Origin of the sequence: Chitinophaga sp. CCNWYY40, from assembly GCF_037483205.1 — a bacterium.
Taxonomy (GTDB): Bacteria; Bacteroidota; Bacteroidia; order Chitinophagales; family Chitinophagaceae; genus Chitinophaga; species Chitinophaga ginsengisegetis.
On sequence record NZ_JBBHLF010000005.1, the window covers coordinates 468,664 to 489,495 of the forward strand.

Sequence of the window (20,832 nt, forward strand, 5' to 3'; positions counted from 1 at the left end):
AAGGTGGGTCATGGTATGATCCACCTTTTTTAGAAAATCCATAGCTTTGCAGTTATGGACGGACAATATAGAAAAGATATCTACCCTGGCCTGGAAGTGGCCATCATCCTGAAAAAAGATCAACGCAGCGGTAAAAAAACCTATGGCATTGTAAAGGATCTCCTCACCTCTGCCGCTTATCATTCCCGCGGTATCAAAGTACGCCTGGAAGACGGACAGGTAGGCAGGGTAGTGGAAACAGACGTGGTAGGAGACGAAGACTAAAGCAATTTCAGATCCTTCGTGATCCGGTCTATCTCCTCGTTTGAATTAGGCCCGATGGCACAACAGGTTTTGGTGGGCACACCACCAAATTCTGTTAACCCCGAATCCGTGATCAACGTAGCATTCAACCCATCTTCCACCGCCTGCTGGTACACCCGCTCCAGGTCTTCTTCAGAATCTACCGACAAACAAATCTTTGTAAACCCCTTCGTCATCCACTCCGATACCTCTTCCGGATTCCTGATATTGGTTTGCAACGTATGCCCGCTGATGGTGGCATGCCGCGTTAAAAAAGCAATCGAAGCATGTGCACCCTGTGCAATCATTTTTCCTTTACGCATATTCAGATCCTTGCGCATCACTATTACCTGCTTAACTATCCTGGATGACATATCTCACTGTTTAAGCAGCTAATTTACAAAAACACGCCCATTACAGGATCACATATCCAACGCTCACACGCACACCGGAAACAATCCCCGCTTCCAGGTTAAGTGTTGAATATTTTAACAAACGCAATTCGTAATTTGCATTAACTCCCAACAGGGAAACATTTGCTTTCAACTGACCTGGTTTTCTCCAGAGAAAAAGTTGTACTTTAATCTTTTCAAGTGTCCGGATAAGAATGCGAAACATACCCACCTTAAATGATGTACACCAGCAATTTGCCGAGTATTTTGATATACCGGCGCTGAAACCGTATGCTTATCTGTTATCAAAGAAAGGTAGCGAAGGACACATCTGTCTTCATCTCGATAAAATAGCCGCAGAAAAAGAAAATCTCCCGGAGTCTTATCAAAAAATAGAAACCAGCAACCAGCTCCTGGAAAGCATTCCACTGGTAGGTACACAAGGCAACGATAAACAACCCTTTGTGATTTACCAGAACCGGCTGTACCTGCAACGCTATTTCCGGTATGAAACAGAATTCCTCCAGCGTATCCGCGATTTCCTGGTAAAGGAAAAAACACACCTGCCCGAAAGGATTGCCCTGCTGCAACAACAACAGCCGCTGATCAGTAAACTGTTTGCCGGTACCGCCGGCAGCGGTGATAATAACGATCCGGCCGACTGGCAGCTGGCAGCCGCCATCACCGGCGTATTGAATAATTTCACCATCATCACCGGTGGCCCGGGTACAGGAAAAACCACCACCGTTGCTAAAATACTGGCTATCCTGTTTGCTACTGATCCGGCGCTGAAAGTAGCGCTGGCAGCGCCTACCGGTAAAGCCGCCGCCCGCATGGCGGAAAGCCTGCGCAATACTACCATCGAAGTAGATGCACACATCACTGAAAAATTCCGGCTGCTGCAACCGGCTACCATACACCGTTTGCTGAAATCTATCAACGGCAGCCCCTACTTCAGGCACAATAAAGATAATCCGCTCAACTACGATGTAGTGATCATCGATGAATGCTCCATGATAGATGTGGCGCTGTTCGCCAAACTGCTGGACGCCATCCACCCGGATACCCGCCTCATTTTGCTGGGCGACAAGGACCAGCTGGCCTCCGTGGAAGCCGGCAGCTTGTTCGGAGATCTCTGCCAGGCACAGGAACACCTGAACCGCTTTACTGCCAGCCGCCGGCAGCTGATCAACAGTTTTATGCCGGAAGAAAACCGGCATATCCCCGCTACTGCGGAACAAAATGATGATCATCACCCTTTGTTCCAACACCTCGTGGAACTGAAGCGCAGTCACCGTTTCACCGGCAATAAAGGCATTGGTAAATTCAGTAAGGCGATCATCAGTAATAATGTACCGGTAATTACTTCTTTTTTTCCGCCTTCGGCAGATGAACAGGTAATCGTTGACCCGGAAGCTTCGGTACCACTGTTCGAAGACTTCATTGCCGGCTACGCCGCCTTCATCGCAGAAAAAGATATTGCCTCCGCGCTCAAACTCCTCAACGCGCAACGTGTACTCACCGCCGTGAGAGAGGGCCCGCAGGGATTATACGCCGTCAACAAACAAATTGAAAAATATTTATCCGATAAAAAACTGATCACCACCAATACGGAATTCTATGAAAACCGCCCGGTGATCCTTACCCGTAACTATTATGAGCATGGCCTATTCAACGGCGACACCGGCATCATCCGCGCAGATGAAAACGGAGTACTCCTTGCCTGGTTTGAAGACAGTACCGGCGCATTAAAAGCCGTGCTGCCCGGTTACTTAACCCAGGCAGAAACCGCCTTTGCCATGACCATCCATAAAAGCCAGGGTTCCGAATTCGGGGAAGTACTGGTACTGTTGCCGGATACCACCGATGTACCCATTCTCACCAGGGAACTGCTGTACACCGCTGTAAGCCGCGCAAAAAACAAAGTGTATGTACAGGGAACGCCGGAGGTAATACTCATGGCAGCAGAACGTTTCGTGGAAAGAGCCTCCGGCATCGCCTCGAGGTTCAGGGAAGTGAATACAGCAGTAAATTAAATCATCTGCTTCGGGAATGGCGGAGTACAAACAAAGGACTTATCAATGGCATTGTTTTTAAAAGTTTCGAACTCACTGAACAGTTTATCATCCGGGCTGGCGCAAAACCTCCGCGATGCAGGCAACAGCGTGTTCCAACCTCACTATATCATTACCCAAACGGAAGGGATGAACAACTGGCTGAAACTCCAGCTGGCCAACCATCTGGGCATTGCGGCCAACTGCCGCTTCATGAAGCCCAACGACCTGCTCTACCAGTTGTACGTAGTGCTGGGCGGTCCGCATTCAGAAGTGCTGTCCCCACAAAACCTCAGCTGGCTGGTATTTAAACTGCTCGGCCAGGAAGAGTTCATCGCCAAATACCCGAAAGTTGCCGCCTACTATACCGCCGAAGAATCGGAAAGTGACCTGAAACGTATGGCCCTCGCGGAAAAAGTAGCCGACTTATTCGACCAGTACCAGGTATACCGCCCGGAAATGATCCAGGCATGGACCTTTACCGATACCCCGGAACTGGCTACCGCCGGATGGCAGCACTGGCTCTGGGTAAAAGTAAAACAACTCTCCGGTGGCTCGCTTCCGGATAAAACCATCGTAGGAAATTTTATCCTCGACGCGCTGCGCAGCAACAGCCCTAAAACAGGATTATTAACCCGCATGCCGGTAGTACACCTGTTTGGCTTGTCCATCATCACCGCCTATCACGTAAAAATCCTGCATGAACTGTCGTCTTTTATAGATGTACATTTTCATATCATCAACCCTTCACCGGTTGTATTCTGGTTCGACGACCGCAACGAAAAACAACTGGCCCGCTGGCGGCAGAAAGGGCTCAAAGACATCCAGGACTCCAAAGCCGGCAACGCCCTGCTCACCGGCTGGGGACGGGTTATACAGGACAGCTTCGGCCTCTTCTTTGCATACGATGCCTTCATCAACGCCTATGAAGAAATTGATACCGTGGAACCGGAACCGGATAGCCTCCTGCATAAAATACAACACGACATTTTCACGGCAGCAGCCACCACCGCCGACCGCCAACTGATCACACCAGCCGATATAAGCGATGGCTCCATTACCATCAACGCCTGCTACACCGTAGCCCGCGAAGTGGAAGTACTCTACAACTACCTGGTACACCTGGTGGCGCAGCGGAAAGAAGCATTATCTCCCCGCGACATCGTGGTAATGGTAAGCGATATAGATGCCTATGCACCCTATATCAAAGCCGTTTTCAACAACGCGCCTTATACCTTCCGGTATACGATTGCAGATGAAAGCTACACCGACAACGACAATCTCTTTAACTCCCTGCACGCCATCCTCACCATGAATGAGGAAAACTTTAAATCGGAAGCGGTGATGCAGTTGCTCGACTTCTCCTATATCCGCAAACGCTTTAACCTCCAGGACCCGGTACTCATCCGCCGGATCATTGAAGCCGCCAATATCCGCTTTGGCATCAACGGCAGCAAAAAGGAAGAAACACATTTCGTAAGCTGGCAATACGGTATCCAACGGATTATGTTTGGTATTTGTATGAGTGGGGAAGAAGAATACGGACTCGGGGAAGACAGCTTCTTCCCGCTGGATATTACCGAAGGCAGCGACGCACACGATGTAATCCGCTTCTGTCATTTTGCGGAAGTGCTGATGTCGTCCATCCTCGACAGGCGGCGCCCACGCACCATTGTGGAGTGGGTAGCCTATACCGAAAGGGTATTGCATAACATCGTGTACGAACCGGTAGACGATATTGATGAAGACTACAACACCCTCATCAAACAACTCACCGCCTACAACGCGCTGAATGAATTTATGAGTGAAAAGGTAACCTTCGAAGTGTTTAGCCACAGCTTCCTGGATACGCTTACCGGCAGCACCCGCGCAGGATTGTTCGTAAACGGCGGCGTTACTTTCTGCTCCCTCATTCCCATGCGTAGTATCCCCTTCAAAGTGGTAGCGCTGATGGGACTGAACTACAATAAATTTCCCCGCCGCGAGAATAAGTCGAGCTTCAACCTCATGGAAAAAGACCGGCAAAAAGGCGACCGTAATGTGAAAGAAAATGATAAACACCTGTTCCTCGAAACCCTGCTTTCGGCAAAGGAATACCTATATATCAGCTATATCGGGAAAGATGCAAAAGATAATACCGATCTTCCGCCATCCGTGCTGGTAGATGAACTGGTGGATTATATAGAAGCCGGCACCGCAGCGCCGGAAGCCGTGCGCAGCGAACTGGTTACGTTGCAACCTTTACAAAGCTTCAGCAGGAAATATGCCGGTACCGACAGCCATCTTTTTTCCTATCTGAGCAATAAGGACACCGGCAAAAAAACATATCTCAACGAAAATAAAATTACTACTCCCTTAACCTTTGAAGAAATTACCCTGGAAGAACTGATCAGCTTCTTTAAAAATCCTTTCCGGGCCTACTACAACAAAGTGCTGGGCATCCGTTACAACGACAGCCAGCTGCTGCTCAGCGAAACGGAGATCTTTAGTTTGAACAGACTGCAGCAATGGTCTGTTAAAAATGAACTGCTCCCGGCAGCCGGCGATAAAAAGAATACCCTGCAAACCACGCTGGTAAAGAAAGGCAAACTTCCGCTCCGCAATATGGCCGCTGTTGCTATACAGAAAATGGAAGAACTGGTAGTGCCTGTGCGCAGTTTGTACGAAGCCGTTACCAAAGGCGCGGAAGAAAAACGCATCTCCGTTGAATTAACAGTAGATGACAGTGCGCTGAAAGGAAATCTCCGCATCTTTGATCAAACCCTGGTACAGGTATCGTGGTCAAAGAAAGAGAGCAAATATCTGGTGGAAGCCTATCTCCGTTATCTTGCAGGAAAAGCGGCAGGCGTGGTAACAGACCTCTGCTATATTTCCGGCGCTAAAAAGGAAGACGCCTTCCAGGCAATTCCGTTAACACCTGAAGAAGCGTTAAGGCGGTTAACAGAAATTGTAAAAGTTTATAAGACAGGCTTCAGCAAAATAATATCCTTTTATCCTGACCTGGAGATCACGGAAAAAGAGTGGCTCTCCATGGACCTTAAAAAATTCAGGGACAAAATATCCGGGATGATCGACCGGCAGGAATCGCCGGACCCTTATCTTGTACAGGTATATGAGCAGGGATTTTTTGAGAAAGAAGAAGCGCTGACCGGCTACCTCGATATTTATGAGCTGCTGATATTGCCGTTAACAACCTTGCTGCCGGCCTATTTAGAAACACCAGACAAAGAGAAATGATCGATAGCATTATATATAAACAGTTTGACGCAGGTACCGTTCCGCTGGAAGGCAGCAACCTCATTGAGGCCAGCGCCGGCACCGGTAAAACGTACTCCATCGCCATACTGGTATTACGATTGATACTGGAACAAAAGCTGTCTGTCAAAGAAATCCTGATGGTTACCTTCACCCGCGCTGCCGTGGCAGAACTGGAAGAAAGGATCCGGCTGTTCATCCGGCAGGCATACAAAGTAAGCCGCGGACAGGAAATCAGCGATCAGAAAATCATGGACCTGGTGTTCAGCGTAATCGACTTCGATGATCCACGCCCGGTACAACAGCTCTTACGCGATGCCATCCTGCTGCTCGATGAAACTTCCGTGCTTACCATTCATGGCTTCTGCCAGCAAACACTGAATGAATTTGCGTTTGAAACTAACCAGTTGTTTGGCGTTACGATGGTGCCCGATCTTACACCGGTCATTGAAAACGAACTGAATAAATTCTGGCGAAGAAATGTAACTACACTCAATGCCAGCCTGCTGGAACAGATCTGGGAAGAAGATATGAAAACGGAGATGCTGAATGTGATCAAAGAACATCTCAGCGGAAAAAAATTCCTGGGCTACCGGGAAGATACTCCCGATGATATCAGTGAAACCCTGCAGGAACAATGGATGCAGGAGCTGCAGCAGCTAATGGCAAAAGAACAGGAAGCCATTGAAAACATGTACGCCGGTATAACCGCCAACAGCGAACAGCTGGCAGCAGCCTGCGCAGCCAACCGGCACACTAAAAATGACTGGCCCGATTTAATTGCGGAGCCAGCAGAACTTGTCAGAAAAATAAAGGCCAAACGAAAAGAGAAAGCAAAATTTATTGACGCTGTTTTCGCGGAGCTGCTGGCAGAAATAGATCAGGTAGAAGCGCTTACCAAACAACTGGAAGAGCATCAACAACTGATCCGCCGGCAGGTATACTACGCCGCTATAAAGGAAATCAGCGAACAGGTACGCGCCTTCAAAGAACGCAGCAACATGATGGGGTATGATGACCTCATCAACAACCTCCATACTGCGCTCGTAAAAAACAACAACGAAGAACTCATTGCTTCTTTGCAAATTAAATACAAGGCCGTTTTCGTGGACGAGTTCCAGGACACCGATAAAGAGCAGTTCGAGATATTTGACCGTGCCTTCGGCCAAAACACCATCCTGTTCTACATCGGCGACCCCAAACAAAGTATTTACGCCTGGCGCAAAGCAGATATATTTACCTATTTCAACGCACGCAACGGGGTACAGCACGTATACGACATGAACCAGAACTTCCGCTCATCGGAAAATATGATCCGGGCCATGAACGTATTCTTTGAACCCACCCCGGGCTTCCCAACATTTGATTTCGCGGAAGAAAGCGACAGCATTGATTATATACAAGTACACAGTCCAGATAACAACAGGAAAGGCTACCTCTATAAAGGCAGTGCGCCGGAAGTGCCCATTGAAGTGATTGCCTGTGATAAAAAAGAAACTATCTGCAACAGCGTAGCTGCGCAAATTGCACAGCTGCTGCTGGATAAAAGCTATCGCATTGAAAATAAAGAAGGCGCCCGCTCCATCGTACCATCAGACATTGGTATCCTCGTGCGCACCGGGCAGGAAGGCAGGGACATTAAGCATGCACTGGCCAAACTGGGCATCCCCGCTGTTACCATCGACGAAGCAAAGGTGCTGAGATCCGCAGAGGCGCAGCAATTGCTGCACCTGCTCGAAGCAATGGAAACACCAGACCGTTCGTCTATTAATCGCGCATTGCTGGGGTCATTTACCGGCTACAACAGCCAAACCATCCTGCAGCTCGACGATGAAACCATGCTGGACCTGTTTGGCAAATACCGCACACTATGGCAGCGCGATGGCGCGTATACTGCCCTCATGGAGTTTATTGCAGACTTCAGCGTACGCCAGGTGTTGCTCGATGGCCATACCGAAAACGGGGAACGGATCATCACCAACCTGTACCAGCTTTCCGAACTGGTACACCAGGTGCAGAGCCGCAAAAACCTTTCTATGCGTGATCTCATCTCCTGGCTCAAACGCGGCATCGATGGCATGACCACCGAAGGAGATGAATATGCACAGCGCGTGGAAAGCGATGAAGACGCCGTAAACATAGTAACCATCCATAAAAGTAAAGGGCTGGAATACAAAATAGTGATGGCGCCTTTCCTGGATTTTGTAGAGAAATCCAAAATTGAATTTGTAAGTTTCCGCGATCCGGCCACCGGCGACTACCTCGGTACGCAAAAAGCCCTGCTTACAGAAGAGCAGCTAAAAGCCTACCAGCATCAGCAGGAACAGGAAAACCGCCGCCTGATATACGTAGCCATTACCCGCGCAGTATATAAATGTTATCTCTTTAAAAATACTTATTACGCTTTTAAAGATTCTTCGTTGTCTGTTTTCCTGAAAGCGCTGGCCGCTGAACCGCCGGATGCTTCACTGATACAGCTACAGGGACCATTGCCGGAAGCGCCCACAGAAAATTACCGCCAGCAGATCAACAAAGGCCAGCTGGCTGTGAACCGCGCGCCGGTGTCCTTTCATTTGCAGGAGCAAAACTGGCGGAAGATGAGCTACACCATGTTAGCAGCAAAAGCCGAACACCAGCCACGGGTACGTTCTTTCCAGCAACCCGACCCGTACGATAACTTTATATTTACCACGCTGCGCAGGGGCGCTAAAACCGGTAACCTGCTGCACTTTATCTTTGAAAGCATCAACTTCTCCGATAGCAGTAAATGGGAACACTGGCTGGAAGAAGCCATCCGGAAATTTGTACCCGGTCAAAGGGAAGTATATCTCGAACGGCTAAACGAGATGCTGCAACATGTGATGTACTCCACGATCCATATTGATGGCGCCAGCTTCCAGCTGGCATCGGTGGGGCGGCACCAGCGACTGGCGGAATTTGAATTTGATTTTCCCGTACCGGTGTTTAAGTCGAACCTGCTCAATAATTTGTCCGACGACCAGGTAAGTGTGAGTGTAAAACGGTTTTCCGAATACAGCAACCAGGAGCTGGAAGGCATCATGAACGGGAAAGTAGACTTGTTTTTTGAACACCAGGGGAAGTATTATATCCTCGACTGGAAATCGAATTACCTGGGCAACAGTGTGGCCGACTATGACGCGGCTGGTTTAGCGGCAGCGATGAACGAAAACAATTACCATCTCCAGTATTTTATTTATACGGTAGCGGTAAAAAAATACCTGGAAAGCCGGATCCCTGGCTTTAATTACGAGAAGCAGTTTGGAGGTGTTATCTATTGCTTTGTGCGTGGCGTAAGGAATGTAAGTGGTCAGGGGATATTTACCACAAAGCCGGATCTTAAAAAGATAAGATTGCTGGAGTCGTTACTCACAAAATAAAAAAGGCTGGTCTTTGCGGACCAGCCTTTTTACTTATGGCTTTTTAAAGATGCTTTCATCTACCGGTACATTATTTTCCAGTTTGGCGATGTTAATTTTAATGCCAACAGGATCCTGCAGGATAGCGGTGCCGTAACTATAGCCATCGGCTGTTTTCAGGAAATTGCTGATGTCTGTTACCAGGTTCATCTGCTGTCCCTGAATTTCCAGTGAATTGGATGTTCTGAGAACATTACCTGTTACCGGGTCTACAAAGCACGTAGTAGCGTTGCCGTTAGTATAGGTAACTTTCACTTTTGCAAGTTTAGCTCCATTTACGGTGTCGGGCGCCAGCAGTTCCAGCTTATTGCCTTTCTCGTTGTAACGATAAAAATCACCGGTCAGATCCAGCTGTTTGCCCATCGCTTTGATGGTGGCGGAGTCCATATCTTCCGGATTAGTTTTACCCATCACAGGCAACTGCACCCAGCCACCGGCATTGGTTAACACCTGGATGTTGGTGGTGCCCATCGCTTCAAATTCGAGGCGCATGGCTTTGTCCTGCAACACCCATCTCTTAAAAGGGAAAGTCATTCCCTGCATTTCCATTGTGCCCTCAGCATACTGGCTTTTCAGCACTTTCAATTTTTCGGGGCCACCGAGTGCTGCCACGTTTTTATTAACGATATCCGTCAGGGATTGTGCCTGTGTAATGATGCCTGAAAATATTACGAGCAACAGCAGTGCGATTTTTTTTGTGTTCATCATAACCGTTAGGTATGGGTTTGTTTCACACAAATTAATTATCTCCCGCAATAAAAACAAAAGCTGGAAATTAAAACAGCCAAACACCGTTCATCATAGCGATGCCACAGGTGGTTTCAAATGAGTTCACGTAATTATCCGGGGTTCTGTGCCACCACTGGCCCCACATCAAACCATTGGAGTTACGGTAGTTCCAGGCTTCCGCAGCGTTGTAGTTAAGCCAGGCGGCGTAAGTGCTTTGATAACTATGGTCCTTTACAAACCTGCAGGCCCAGCGGGCGAAGATGGCTTTGAAGCCCTGGCAATCGTCGGTATCGTATTCATCCGGCAGCAGCCCCTGTGCATTGCACATGCTGATTTTCGTATAGTCCATTGCTTTAGCCCCCATTGCTTTGTAGTTGTCGGAGGGGTAGGAGTTGTGGAGCATGCTGCAGGCGCCGATAAAGGTGCCCTGTGTATAAGTGCGGGGCCCTTCGGTAATTACGCCGGCGGCATTCATAGCGCCTTTCACTTCGCCGGTGCCGGGTACATATAACCTGGTCACCATCCAGTCGACGATTTGTTTGGCTTTGGTTTTATAAGCGGCGTCGCCGGTGGCCTGGTAGAGGTACATGGCGCAAATGGCTGCGGGCGCGTTTACGCAGGCATTTTTGGTATTGTTGGCGGTAGTCCACCAAAGGCCGCCGCCGAGGTTGGTATCCCATGCGCGGTTCCACACCATATCGAAATTGTTTTTGGCCATATCTTTCATGCCGCCATCATTGGTGATCTGGAAGGCGCGGATGCACATTAATGCGCCCCAGATTACGTCGTCGTTGTAAATGTTGGAGGTCCAGAGCAGGCCATAGGCGTCGCGCATGCCGTTGTAGAGGTACACCATCTTGTTTTTGAGATCCACGTCGTTGTTGATGTTGTACGCATCAATCAGGGTTTCGATGGCTTCTGCCTGCCGCCAGAAATCCATCCGGCCGGTTTGGTTTACATCCGAATAATAGTAGGCTTTAAACGAGGGGCCATAGGTGCCATACTGGTGGTAAAATGCGTTATTGTAGCATTGCATGGCCAGCAGTGCTTCAGATTTTACGGGTTGTACGGAGTTAATTGTTACCCCGTTGGAGGTAGTACTTTTAAGCGTATTTTCGGAAGATTTGATCATTTCCGGTTTCTTACAACCGGTAGCCAGGAATGCCAGGAGGAGCACTGCCATGCAGGTGCCGCGGAAAAGCGTTTGAGTTTTCATGTTTTTCAGTTTTGTGGAATAAAAAGATGTCAGTTTTTCAATATGCTCAGCCAGTCGTATATAAAGCCATATAACGCAAATAGGGGGAGGAGCCTGCGCGCTCATAACAGTGGAACCGGGTTTGCGCAGGTACTCACATACGAGGACAGGTAAATAACCGGTAATTACTTACAACCGGTTAAAATATTTTTTGGGAGATGCTAGCGGGGATGGCTACACGAAAGTGGGGATCTTATAATTGCACCTGGCTATTGACCAGCTGAATAATTTCTGCGTGAATTTCCTCTATCGGGCGCATCTGTGCGGCTTCATTATAGCAGGTGATCCTGTTAATGGTTTTATCGGCTGATAGCAGTGCGTCGTATTCCTTTTTTACAGCAAGCTGCAGGGAGAAATCTGCTTCGTGGATATCATCCTTGCCCTGGAGATATTCCCTGTCTTCGTTTGCGCGTCTTTTAGTCAGCGCCGACTCTGTAAAAGAAAACGGCACATCCAGGTAAATGGAGAAACGGGGTTTGGGGATCTTATTATAGTTGTATTCAAATTCATTGATCCAGTTGCGCAGGTATTGTTTCTCATCCTCTGTATGGAGTTTGGCGCACTGGAAAGCAATATTTGACAGCACGTACCTGTCTACCAAAACAAAATAACCATCGTTCAGCCATTGATTAATGGTAACTGCAAATTCTTTACGGTCTTCCGCAAACAACAGGGCTACCAGCTGCGGGTGTACATTTTTCACGTCCCCGAATTCGCCGCGCAGGAATTTAGCAATGAGTTCTCCAAACACTCCCTGGTTGCTCCGGGGGAAATGCACAAATTTGGTTTTCTCATTTTTTGACTCGAGGTATTTTGTCAGCAGGTCTATCTGCGTTGACTTCCCCGCGCCATCTAAACCTTCTACCGCTATAAATTTATCCATTATGGAACGATTGTTAATCCGGAAGTTAAAGAAAATACTTCGTGGCTATTGCACGGCTTCAAATAAAAAGAGCCTTCTATTTTTATTATACTACAACTCGTTATTTATTTAGTTACTCCGTTGCAGTCTGTCGGATTTTAACCAGAAAAAGTACAGATTCATATATAGCCCGTCTAGATACATCTAATCCGAAAGCTTCAATAATTACATCGTCAAAAGCTATTCGATCAGCTTGCACCAATTCGTCAGCTATCGGCAATATTTCACGTTGGGTTAGGGGCAAGAAAGTCGCCTTAATCCGGCTGGCCTTAGCATTATCAAGACGATTTGCATCTAACATGTGCATATATTCCTCAATGCGATCTTTATTAAGGTCGAGCGCGCCTAGCCCTCTCCCAAAACCCATTCCTTCAATTATAAACATTGATATGGCGCTATTCAACAATGCATGATGTAAATCTATATCAATTGCTAAGAGAGGTCTAAGTGGGACCAATCGTTGATCTACAAATGTCGGTGGGTTTACTCGGCCAACAAAAAGACGATCACCATAATTAATAAACATCACTAAATCAGTGAGACTATCTGTATCCATCTGATACCACAACTTATCGGCACGACTAAGTTTGTCTATGTTTTCCTGTGTTTTAAAACGTCTAATCCAGTTTAGCGCTCCAGTGTGGCCTAGTGTCTCTAATTCTTCTTCTGTCCGAGAGCATGAAAAGGCGACTTTTGTAGCAGGCATACTGAGTCTAGTAAATTCAGCTGGACTTTTTGCTAAAGGTTTTATATACTCTGCTTCTATTCCATGCCCCGGCTTAGGATAAAATAAATCATTCATTCCCCTTCTTTCGCCTCGACTTATATCAAAAATACTCTTAAGTGGAATCAGTGGCATATCAAGTATCCAATCGCAGTTAACAAACTGTGCATTTCCTCCTAATCCAAGAGGACGAAAAGCGGCCATATTTTCTTGACTAACCAATCTGATCGTCATTGTGTCATTTTGGGTTTGTCCCATTTCAATTTGGGCGGCAGCAATTTGAATAGTCTCACTATCTGACATTTCTTCAAGAGGACGCGTAAGCACAATAAACTTAACATCTCCACTTACTTGTTCTATGCTAGACTTCTTATCCATAATAAGGATATTTGTAACAACTTTGCTATTCTTAAACCAACGACCAGCTCCAGATGTAATCACACATTTTAAATCATAATAGCTAGCAAGCCGAAGGTAGAAATCATTTCCCCAGTCCGTTCCTAACCAAGCATTTGTGATAATGATTCCAAGACGGCCTCCGTCAGCCAAAAGAGGATGTAACGAGAAAGGAAGGTAGGCTGCAACATCAGCACGTCCTGTAAAATCTCTGCCAGCCTGCATGGTAGAAAGAACTGCCCGTAACGCTCCCTCATAGCGCTTGCGACCAGCTTGGGCTACAAACGGCAAATTACTTGTAATCGCTTGAAAGACTCCAAGCTGTTCAGAGAGTACAGTTCCATCCGACGGGTTTCGAAAATCAATATTCAATTCTGGTGAAAGAGAAAATGCATCCCGCTGAAATATCCGCAAAGGCATATGCATAAGGCTCGGCTTTGCAAGTGCGAACGTCGCGATTTGTATAGCCTGAGGATCTTGATCCGAAGCATATATAGTACTCGAGGCTTGATCAGGCGGCACTCCGGCGGATAGCTTCTGTTCTAATGCCGCCCGAGCTATAGTACCGCTTCCGCAACAAGGATCAAGTATTTTATCAGCTACTATATTTCGCATACAAATGTGTGCTAATAATCTCGCTAACTCTATAGGAGTTGGATATTGACCTCTCAGTTTTCTAATTGCAACCTCAACTGTTGCTTCTAGTACCCCAGAAAGCTGTGTTTGATCAACAGACCCAACTCTTAAATCCGTCAACAACCGGTTAAACTGTTTAAGCTGATCCCATGTCCTCTCTGGGATTTCCTTAAGCCCCAAGCTATCCGAAAAAATAGTCCAAAAATTACAATCTTCAGATAACCTTCTAAATAGCTCAAGTGCTTGTTCTGGAGTCGTGTTATCGCCTATGGATGAAATTCGTTGTGCACGTTGGTCCTTTTCTCGCAAAATATGGGCGAAAAGGATTTTACCAATCCAGTTTGAAATAATTGCTTGTCCGAGAACCTGTTCCCTTGAATTCGTTCCATATTCCGGACCATACAGATCCCACCATAAAACCATTTCTGCTCTGAAACGTGCATCTATAAGTGCCGCTGATTCTACCGCTTCAGTAACTTCGCCAGCGTTCTCCATAATTAAAGCGGTGACTCCGCCACTTCGATAGGCTTCAATAAATTGTCGTCCTTCTAAAGAACCTCTATCAAATAAATCATTTAAATAGCCTAAAATGTCAGAAGCCAATGCCTGCCATCTTTGTCTATTTGAGACAACGGCAGTTCGGGTAGTGATATCGGCAAGATCTCGCCACTCTTTAGCGCGAACAAATTGATCGGATACAGAATCATGAATATATAGATGTGCATGAGAAACATTCCAAAGAAGAAAGCTATCAAGGCCAAGCGCTCGAGCTTTAGCTTCTGCATTACTTTTGAATCCAAAATCATCAATACTGGTATCGGGCATTTTTAGTTCCCACCCTTGTAAAATGCGAGCAGTGGCACGATCACCAAACAAGAGGACATCGGGAAAAAGGCTTCCTCCTTCAGACCTAATTGTTTGTTCTCCACCTGCATCTTTAATAGATCGATTATTTTGAGTGGCTAAATTTTTGATGTATCCTATCAGATCAATAGCCCATGAACGTTCATTATAGGTGGCAGAAATTCTACTCATATAGTTATTGAGGTGTCGTTGGGAATTAAAGCATTTACATCTACCATCCCCCGTCGATTTAGCTGTCCAACTTTCGTAGATGGTTGAAGTTCAGAAAAAAGTGGTGGTGGTAATTGTTTATTTTTAAAAGACTGTTCAACTTCTAAAAGTCGTTGTTTTGCTACTTTAATATAGTCAATTTGCGTTTCCTTAAAGAGATGTACTTCTTCGTTCTTTTCGATGCCTATAAATCGTCGCTGCTCTAACGCTGCTGCCACTAAAAAGCTTCCACTCCCGAATGCATTATCTAAGACAACATCTCCCTCTTTCGTAAACATTCGAATTAGGTAGCGGCCTAATGCAACTGGTTTTTGAGTAGGATGCCATACTCTACCTCCACTTTCACTTTCTGCGGTTTTACAATACAATGTATCCGTAGGGAAACGTTCTCCTTCACTTTTTACTTGTACAGGCTTAAAGTCGCCATAGCTTCCTGTATATTGAGCTTTTCTAACCCCCTTATTATAGGGTTCGCCTGGCGACATTATTGGGTTATAGTTTGGTTGCCTTCCATAAAAGACACAAATATCTTCATGTTGACGCAAGGGTTGTTTCCGAGCATTCAAAAAATTGGTTGGTTTACTTTTAACCCATACAAACTTATATTTAAACCACTCTTCGTTACTTAAAATAAGCCGTGCAGTAAATACTCCTTGTGACGATAGCGCGATAACCCCCTTGGGTTTAATCACCCGTCGATATTCTTTCCATAATTTATCTAGAGGTATAACACTATCCCACTTATTTTGCGTTGTACCATATGGGAGGTCACATAAAATCATATCGACAGATTGATTCTCAATTTTTTCCATGATTTTAAGACAATCCCCTTGATATATTTTGCCGCCCAGGTATTTCATGTAAAATATCTTAAAAAAGTTTTTATACTGTTTTCCCATTTGCCCACCAAGCAGCGTTAACTATTAAACATTAAGAAGTTATAAAAGCAAGATGAATCTTTACAAATATATAAAATTAAGAGGTAGGCTTCCTAAAATTTTTAGCTTTTCTTACCTTCATACTAAAGCATATTTATCCTTTTTGGGCAAGACGAGAATTTAGAACTCAGATAGTTATACATTTATATGAAGCATTGATCCAAAATTCATTAATCGGCGTTTATAAAAAAATAATGTTGGCAAATAACAATAGTCTACAAAAAACCAATGTAACACTAAAAATGCTCCTCGATACTAAAATATTGTCGCAGGGACAACAAATCTTTTGCACGAAACCAGACATTCATGGGATTTTGAATGAGGATGGCTCTATCACTATTATTATAGAAGGTAAACAAAAAGGGTTTGATTTTTTAAGTGGTGCAGCCCGGCATATTGAGAAGAGGAGTCTAAACGGCTGGACATATTGGTGGGTAGTTGTTAACGGTGAAAAATACAGCCTTGACGGTTTTAGGGATCAGTATCTTAAAACCCAATCCCCTTCATAAGCTTAGAAGTGTCTGAATAGGTTGAAGGTCTTTATTTTCAATTTCGTAATTATCCTCTCGAAATTCAAAAGAAGTACCATCGCTTCTTTTACGTTTTGTTCCTTTTTTATAGAAAACTCCTAGCTTGGGTAGATCTTTTTTGAAAATCCAACCGCAAATTTCGAGAACATTTGCTGGCCCATTATAGCTGCAGAAAACAATGATATCTGCCTTATAGTTCTCTTGCATGGCATAAAAATTATTCACAAAGTCAGGTCGTACAAAGCTCTTGCGCTCCATTGTTTTGACATCAACGTGATAGCTCTTATACCTCTGATCATATCCTCCATCGAATCCATCCGCATGCTCCTCCAAGTTCACAGGTGTTCCTGTCAGTTTCTCGATAACCAAGATTTCCCCCAGTAGCCCTACTACCTGGTTTCGCTTATTGCCATCTTCAATTCCCCTATTACCTAAATTGTGCGTGAGTAAATATCTATCAATCGCCGTCAGCATATTTTGTTGTACTGCAATCTTTTCACTTTGAAAGGTTTGTTTGCCATTTCTCATAAGAATTACAATTGTATGCCCTACAGAACACTATATTATAACAATGAAAAGACGATTAAGTTATTTAAGACTAATCGCATCATTTTTATTGCTGTATTGGCGTGATCGAACCTTTAAAACAAGGTTTTCATTCTTCTCTTTGGCTTTCTTCTAAAGTATGCGCAAATTTCGTGCAAATAAAAAAGCGACTATGAATTGTATTCATAATCGCTCTTTTGCTCCCCCTGCTGGACTTGAACCAGCGACCCTCTGATTAACAGTCAGATGCTCTAACCAACTGAGCTAAGGAGGAGTGTTTCCCGTATCGTTTGTGCGATTTGGGATTGCAAAAATAGGGAAATTTTCATTTTTGCAAAATCTTATTTCATTTTTTTGAGAAAAAATTTAGGTCATTGCCTAAAATCAGCCACCATAGCGGGTTAAATAAAATTATTTTTTCACTGCCACCAGCTGTCTTTCCCCCAAAGCGCCCGCCCGCGTCGCCTTGCGGACAAAAGGCAAATCCAGTTTGCTCACATAAAAATGCGGGAACGACCGGATCACTGTGCAGGTATATCCTTGCTGTTGCAGGGAGGCCACTGCATCGGGGGTAGTGAAAATAAGTTCAGTGGCGGAATCGGGGCGTAACACCGGCGCCTGCATATAAAAATCGAATGCGTAGGAATTTGCCTGGTACAGCGCTATGCTTTTACCGGGAAGATATGTATTGGCATAGGCGGCGGCTGTACTTCCGCTCTGGTATTGCATCATATCGGGGTACAGGATGGTGTTCAGGTAGAGGTTCAGCAGAATACTGATGGAAATGGTGCGGTAAAATACGGCCTGCCGGGTAGATTTATCCAGCCAGTAATGCAGCAAAAGGTAGAGCAGGAGCAGGGCTGCGGCCAGCAGAAGCCACGCATAATGCATAGCCGGCTTGTACAGGAGATCAATTACCACGCCGGCAACAGCTATCACAATGATGATGGTGTACTGTGTAACCCGGAAAAATTTCAGCCCTTTTTCTGTTTGCAGCGATAATATATACTGTGCGGTGAGGATGGCAAAAAAAGGAAAGATGATGTTCAGGTAGTGCGGCAGCTGGAACCGGGAAAGGGAAAACAGTGCGAAAGTGGCCAGGGCTGCGCAGATGCAGTAATATTCCCTTTGCTGCTTCCATTTTTTTATGAAGATGATGACCGCAGCGTATAGCATCACCGACCAGGGGAGGAAAGCCCACAGGAGGGTATGAAAAAAGAAGAACGGATCGCCGGAGCCTTTGATAGGACCGGTGTTCATGAAGCGCCCAAACTGGCTGTCCCAGAAGAAAAAACGGATGCCTGATACACCGGTGGCGCCGAATACAATTTTCTCCGGGTGCTGATCAAACTGCCGGTACAGGGCATACAGCTCCGGCGTAATGAAAAGCGCTATTAGTACTGCTGCCAGCGCCCAGCGCCAGTGGAACAGTTCTTTCCAGTTGCGCGTAAACAGCAAATGGCCGCCAATAGCGGCACAAACCGGCACCAGGGCAAACAACCCCTTCGTCATGATGGCGAAGGCCGTAAAAAGGGTGCCCAGGAGGATGCCGCGGCGGTAAAAATGATATACTGCCGCGATGATCAACCCGGTGAGATAAGGCTCTGCCCGCACATCGTTGTTGGAAATAACCAGATGTTCTGCCGTGAGTAAGATACATACTGCCCAGCGGGCTACTTTTTCGTCATATAAATGAAGCGCAAAACGGTAAGTATACCAGGCGCCCATCAGCAAAAAAAGAATGGCAGGCAGTTTATAAGACCAGGTGTGGATGCCGAAAAGCTGAAAGCTGATAGCCGCCATCCAGAAAGGGAAGTGGGGCTTGTCGAGCCAGTCGTGACCATCTGCATAAAGGTTCCAGTAGTCGTGTTTTATCACCATTGTTTTGGCGATACCGGCATATAGCGCGCCGTCGGGTTCCAGGATGGGTACAAAAAGGGCACTAAACTGCAATAGTACCAGCATAGCGGTGATGAGCAGCCATACTTGTTTTTCAGAGAGAACAAATGAGCGTGTAACAGTTGTAGTCAGCATAGCGAAAAGTTACAGGCATATACCGGTTACTTCAAATATGACGATCACTCTTAACAAAAAGATAATTGCTTTTTACCAGAACCAGCCGCTTTTCTCCATGCCCAGCCAGGGCCCGTCTTCACGCTGTTCTATAGGGTAGGTTTTCAGGTAGTATCCTTCTCCGCTGCTGTTGTAGCCATTTTTAAGGCTAAACTTATAACGGTGCAGCGGGCATACCACATTACCGGCGGCATCTATCACCCCATCGGCCATAATGCCACCGGCATGCGGACATTTATACGCAAACGCGAAAAGCTGCCCCTGGTGCAGGGTACAGCAAATTTTTTTGCCATTTACCTCCATTACGCTGATCTGTTTCTCTGCAAAGGGCAAACGGCCTTCTTCTAATTTATACCACGAATATTCTTTGGCCATTAGTAGAAGAATTCGGTTTTATAGGGGAAGCGCTCCTTGTACAATTGGGTTACCTTGTCCAGGATGGTTTTGCGCAATTCCTCGATGTTCCTTTTTTCCAGCGCGGAAATGAATACACAGTTTCCCTGGGTTTTCGTTTCCCAGTCCTGTTTCAGGGTATTCAGGATATCCTGTTTAATTTCTGGCTCCAGCCATTTATCAAAGGTGTTGGCCTCGTACAGGTCCATCTTGTTAAAGATCATGATGGTGGGCTTCTCAAACGCTTTCAGTTCCTGCAGCGTGCGGTTCACCACTTCAATCTGCTCTTCATACTGCGGATGGGAAATATCTACCACATGGATCAGGATATCGCTTTCGCGTACCTCGTCCAGCGTGGATTTGAAGCTTTCCACCAGGTGATGGGGGAGTTTACGGATAAACCCTACGGTATCGCTGAGCAGGAAAGGCGTTTGATCAAATACTACCTTACGCGTGGTGGTATCCAGGGTAGCAAACAGCTTGTTTTCTGCAAACACCTCACTTTTGCTGAGCAGGTTCATGAGGGTGCTTTTACCAACGTTGGTATAACCTACCAGCGCCACGCGGATAAATTCGCCGCGTTCCTTACGCTGGGTAAGGGATTGACGGTCTATATCCTCCAGGCGTTTGCGAAGCAGCGCTATTTTGTCTTTTACAATACGACGATCCGTTTCAATTTCCGTTTCACCGGGGCCCCTGCTGCCGATACCGCCTCCCTGTCTTTCCAGGTGACTCCACATACCGCGCAAACGTGGCAGGATATACTGGTACTGCGCCAGTTCTACCTGCACCCTTGCCTGTGCTGTGCGCGCACGGCGTGCGAAGATATCCAGGATCAGGTCACTTCGGTCGATCACTTTTACCTTCAGCACCTTTTCAATATTGGCGATCTGTGAGCCGGTAAGCTCATCATCAAATATAACCAGTGATATATCCCTGCCTGCAATAAACTGCTGGATTTCTTCCAGCTTACCTTTACCAACAAAGGTAGCCCTGTCGGGGTGCGCCAGCCGCTGGGTAAAGCGCTTAACAGCCGTAGCCCCCGCTGTTTCCGCCAGGAACATCAGCTCATCCAGGAACTCATTCACCTGGCGCTCTGTCTGGTCTTTGGTGATAACACCAACTATAACGGCTCTCTCCTCTTTTTGTACTACTTGTTTTTTGTCAATCAAGTTATTTCAGAATTTGGAGCAAAT

At 46.2% G+C, this 20,832-nt stretch carries 16 protein-coding genes and 1 tRNA gene; 5 read left to right on the forward strand and 12 right to left on the reverse strand.

Going from position 1 to position 20,832, the window contains the following annotated elements; translation table 11 throughout:
• Positions 1-54 precede the first annotated feature (54 nt).
• Positions 55-264, forward strand: a complete 210-nt coding sequence (locus tag V7S65_RS20935) for a YwbE family protein (RefSeq protein WP_079471660.1) — start codon at positions 55-57, stop codon at positions 262-264.
• Here V7S65_RS20935 and pth2 read toward each other — a convergent pair.
• Both pth2 and V7S65_RS20945 read right to left on the reverse strand, forming a co-directional pair.
• The gene (gene pth2, locus V7S65_RS20940; protein ID WP_079471659.1) at positions 261-656 is read right to left on the reverse strand and encodes an aminoacyl-tRNA hydrolase; all 396 of its coding nucleotides are present in this window, start codon (positions 654-656) and stop codon (positions 261-263) included. The genes V7S65_RS20935 and pth2 overlap by 4 nt on opposite strands.
• A gap of 40 nt (positions 657-696) precedes the next feature.
• A complete protein-coding gene (locus V7S65_RS20945; RefSeq protein ID WP_339546315.1) occupies positions 697-900 on the reverse strand; it encodes a hypothetical protein in 204 nt (67 codons plus the stop codon).
• Between V7S65_RS20945 and recD the strand changes: the two genes are divergently transcribed.
• From recD to recB, 3 genes are read left to right on the forward strand one after another with little or no spacing between them, the layout of a single operon-like run.
• The gene (gene recD / locus V7S65_RS20950) at positions 890-2,710 is read left to right on the forward strand and encodes an exodeoxyribonuclease V subunit alpha (protein ID WP_336387737.1); all 1,821 of its coding nucleotides are present in this window, start codon (positions 890-892) and stop codon (positions 2,708-2,710) included. The two genes, V7S65_RS20945 and recD, sit on opposite strands and share 11 nt — an antisense overlap.
• Before the next feature lie 45 nt (positions 2,711-2,755).
• The gene (recC, locus tag V7S65_RS20955; RefSeq protein ID WP_336387736.1) at positions 2,756-5,965 is read left to right on the forward strand and encodes an exodeoxyribonuclease V subunit gamma; all 3,210 of its coding nucleotides are present in this window, start codon (positions 2,756-2,758) and stop codon (positions 5,963-5,965) included.
• Positions 5,962-9,381, forward strand: coding sequence for an exodeoxyribonuclease V subunit beta (recB, locus tag V7S65_RS20960; RefSeq protein ID WP_336387735.1), 3,420 nt, complete (start codon positions 5,962-5,964; stop codon positions 9,379-9,381). Before recC ends, recB begins: the two co-directional genes overlap by 4 nt.
• Before the next feature lie 33 nt (positions 9,382-9,414).
• Here the strand turns inward: recB and V7S65_RS20965 are convergent, their stop codons facing one another.
• The 5 genes from V7S65_RS20965 to V7S65_RS20985 all read right to left on the reverse strand — a co-directional run bounded on the left by V7S65_RS20965 (position 9,415) and on the right by V7S65_RS20985 (position 16,016).
• On the reverse strand, positions 9,415-10,128 hold the full coding sequence (locus V7S65_RS20965) for a hypothetical protein (protein WP_336387734.1): 714 nt from the start codon (positions 10,126-10,128) through the stop codon (positions 9,415-9,417).
• A gap of 67 nt (positions 10,129-10,195) precedes the next feature.
• Positions 10,196-11,365, reverse strand: coding sequence for a glycoside hydrolase family 76 protein (locus tag V7S65_RS20970; protein WP_336387733.1), 1,170 nt, complete (start codon positions 11,363-11,365; stop codon positions 10,196-10,198).
• A gap of 232 nt (positions 11,366-11,597) precedes the next feature.
• A complete protein-coding gene (gene tmk, locus V7S65_RS20975) occupies positions 11,598-12,287 on the reverse strand; it encodes a dTMP kinase (protein ID WP_336387732.1) in 690 nt (229 codons plus the stop codon).
• Positions 12,288-12,399: 112 nt separating this feature from the next.
• A complete protein-coding gene (locus tag V7S65_RS20980) occupies positions 12,400-15,117 on the reverse strand; it encodes an N-6 DNA methylase (protein WP_336387731.1) in 2,718 nt (905 codons plus the stop codon).
• A complete protein-coding gene (locus V7S65_RS20985; protein WP_336387730.1) occupies positions 15,114-16,016 on the reverse strand; it encodes a DNA-methyltransferase in 903 nt (300 codons plus the stop codon). The genes V7S65_RS20980 and V7S65_RS20985 overlap by 4 nt, the downstream gene beginning before the upstream one ends.
• Before the next feature lie 272 nt (positions 16,017-16,288).
• Here V7S65_RS20985 and V7S65_RS20990 point away from each other — a divergent pair, with 272 nt between their 5' ends.
• Positions 16,289-16,603 carry a restriction system modified-DNA reader domain-containing protein gene (locus tag V7S65_RS20990; RefSeq protein ID WP_336387729.1) on the forward strand — a complete coding sequence of 105 codons (315 nt, stop codon included), beginning with the start codon at positions 16,289-16,291 and terminating at the stop codon, positions 16,601-16,603.
• On the opposite strand, the gene V7S65_RS20995 is transcribed toward V7S65_RS20990, so the two are convergent.
• The 5 genes from V7S65_RS20995 to hflX all read right to left on the reverse strand — a co-directional run bounded on the left by V7S65_RS20995 (position 16,598) and on the right by hflX (position 20,808).
• The gene (locus V7S65_RS20995) at positions 16,598-17,152 is read right to left on the reverse strand and encodes a hypothetical protein (protein WP_336387728.1); all 555 of its coding nucleotides are present in this window, start codon (positions 17,150-17,152) and stop codon (positions 16,598-16,600) included. The two genes, V7S65_RS20990 and V7S65_RS20995, sit on opposite strands and share 6 nt — an antisense overlap.
• Before the next feature lie 218 nt (positions 17,153-17,370).
• Positions 17,371-17,444: transfer RNA gene (locus tag V7S65_RS21000), tRNA-Asn, on the reverse strand.
• Positions 17,445-17,581: 137 nt separating this feature from the next.
• Positions 17,582-19,204 (reverse strand): ArnT family glycosyltransferase, encoded by a 1,623-nt coding sequence (locus tag V7S65_RS21005; protein ID WP_336387727.1) that lies wholly within the window; start codon positions 19,202-19,204, stop codon positions 17,582-17,584.
• 72 nt (positions 19,205-19,276) lie between these two features.
• Positions 19,277-19,618: a Rieske (2Fe-2S) protein gene (locus V7S65_RS21010; RefSeq protein ID WP_079471652.1), complete on the reverse strand. Its 342-nt coding sequence runs from the start codon at positions 19,616-19,618 to the stop codon at positions 19,277-19,279.
• Entirely contained in the window at positions 19,618-20,808 is a 1,191-nt protein-coding gene (hflX, locus tag V7S65_RS21015) for a GTPase HflX (RefSeq protein WP_079471651.1), read from the reverse strand. Before hflX ends, V7S65_RS21010 begins: the two co-directional genes overlap by 1 nt.
• Positions 20,809-20,832: the final 24 nt, after the last annotated feature.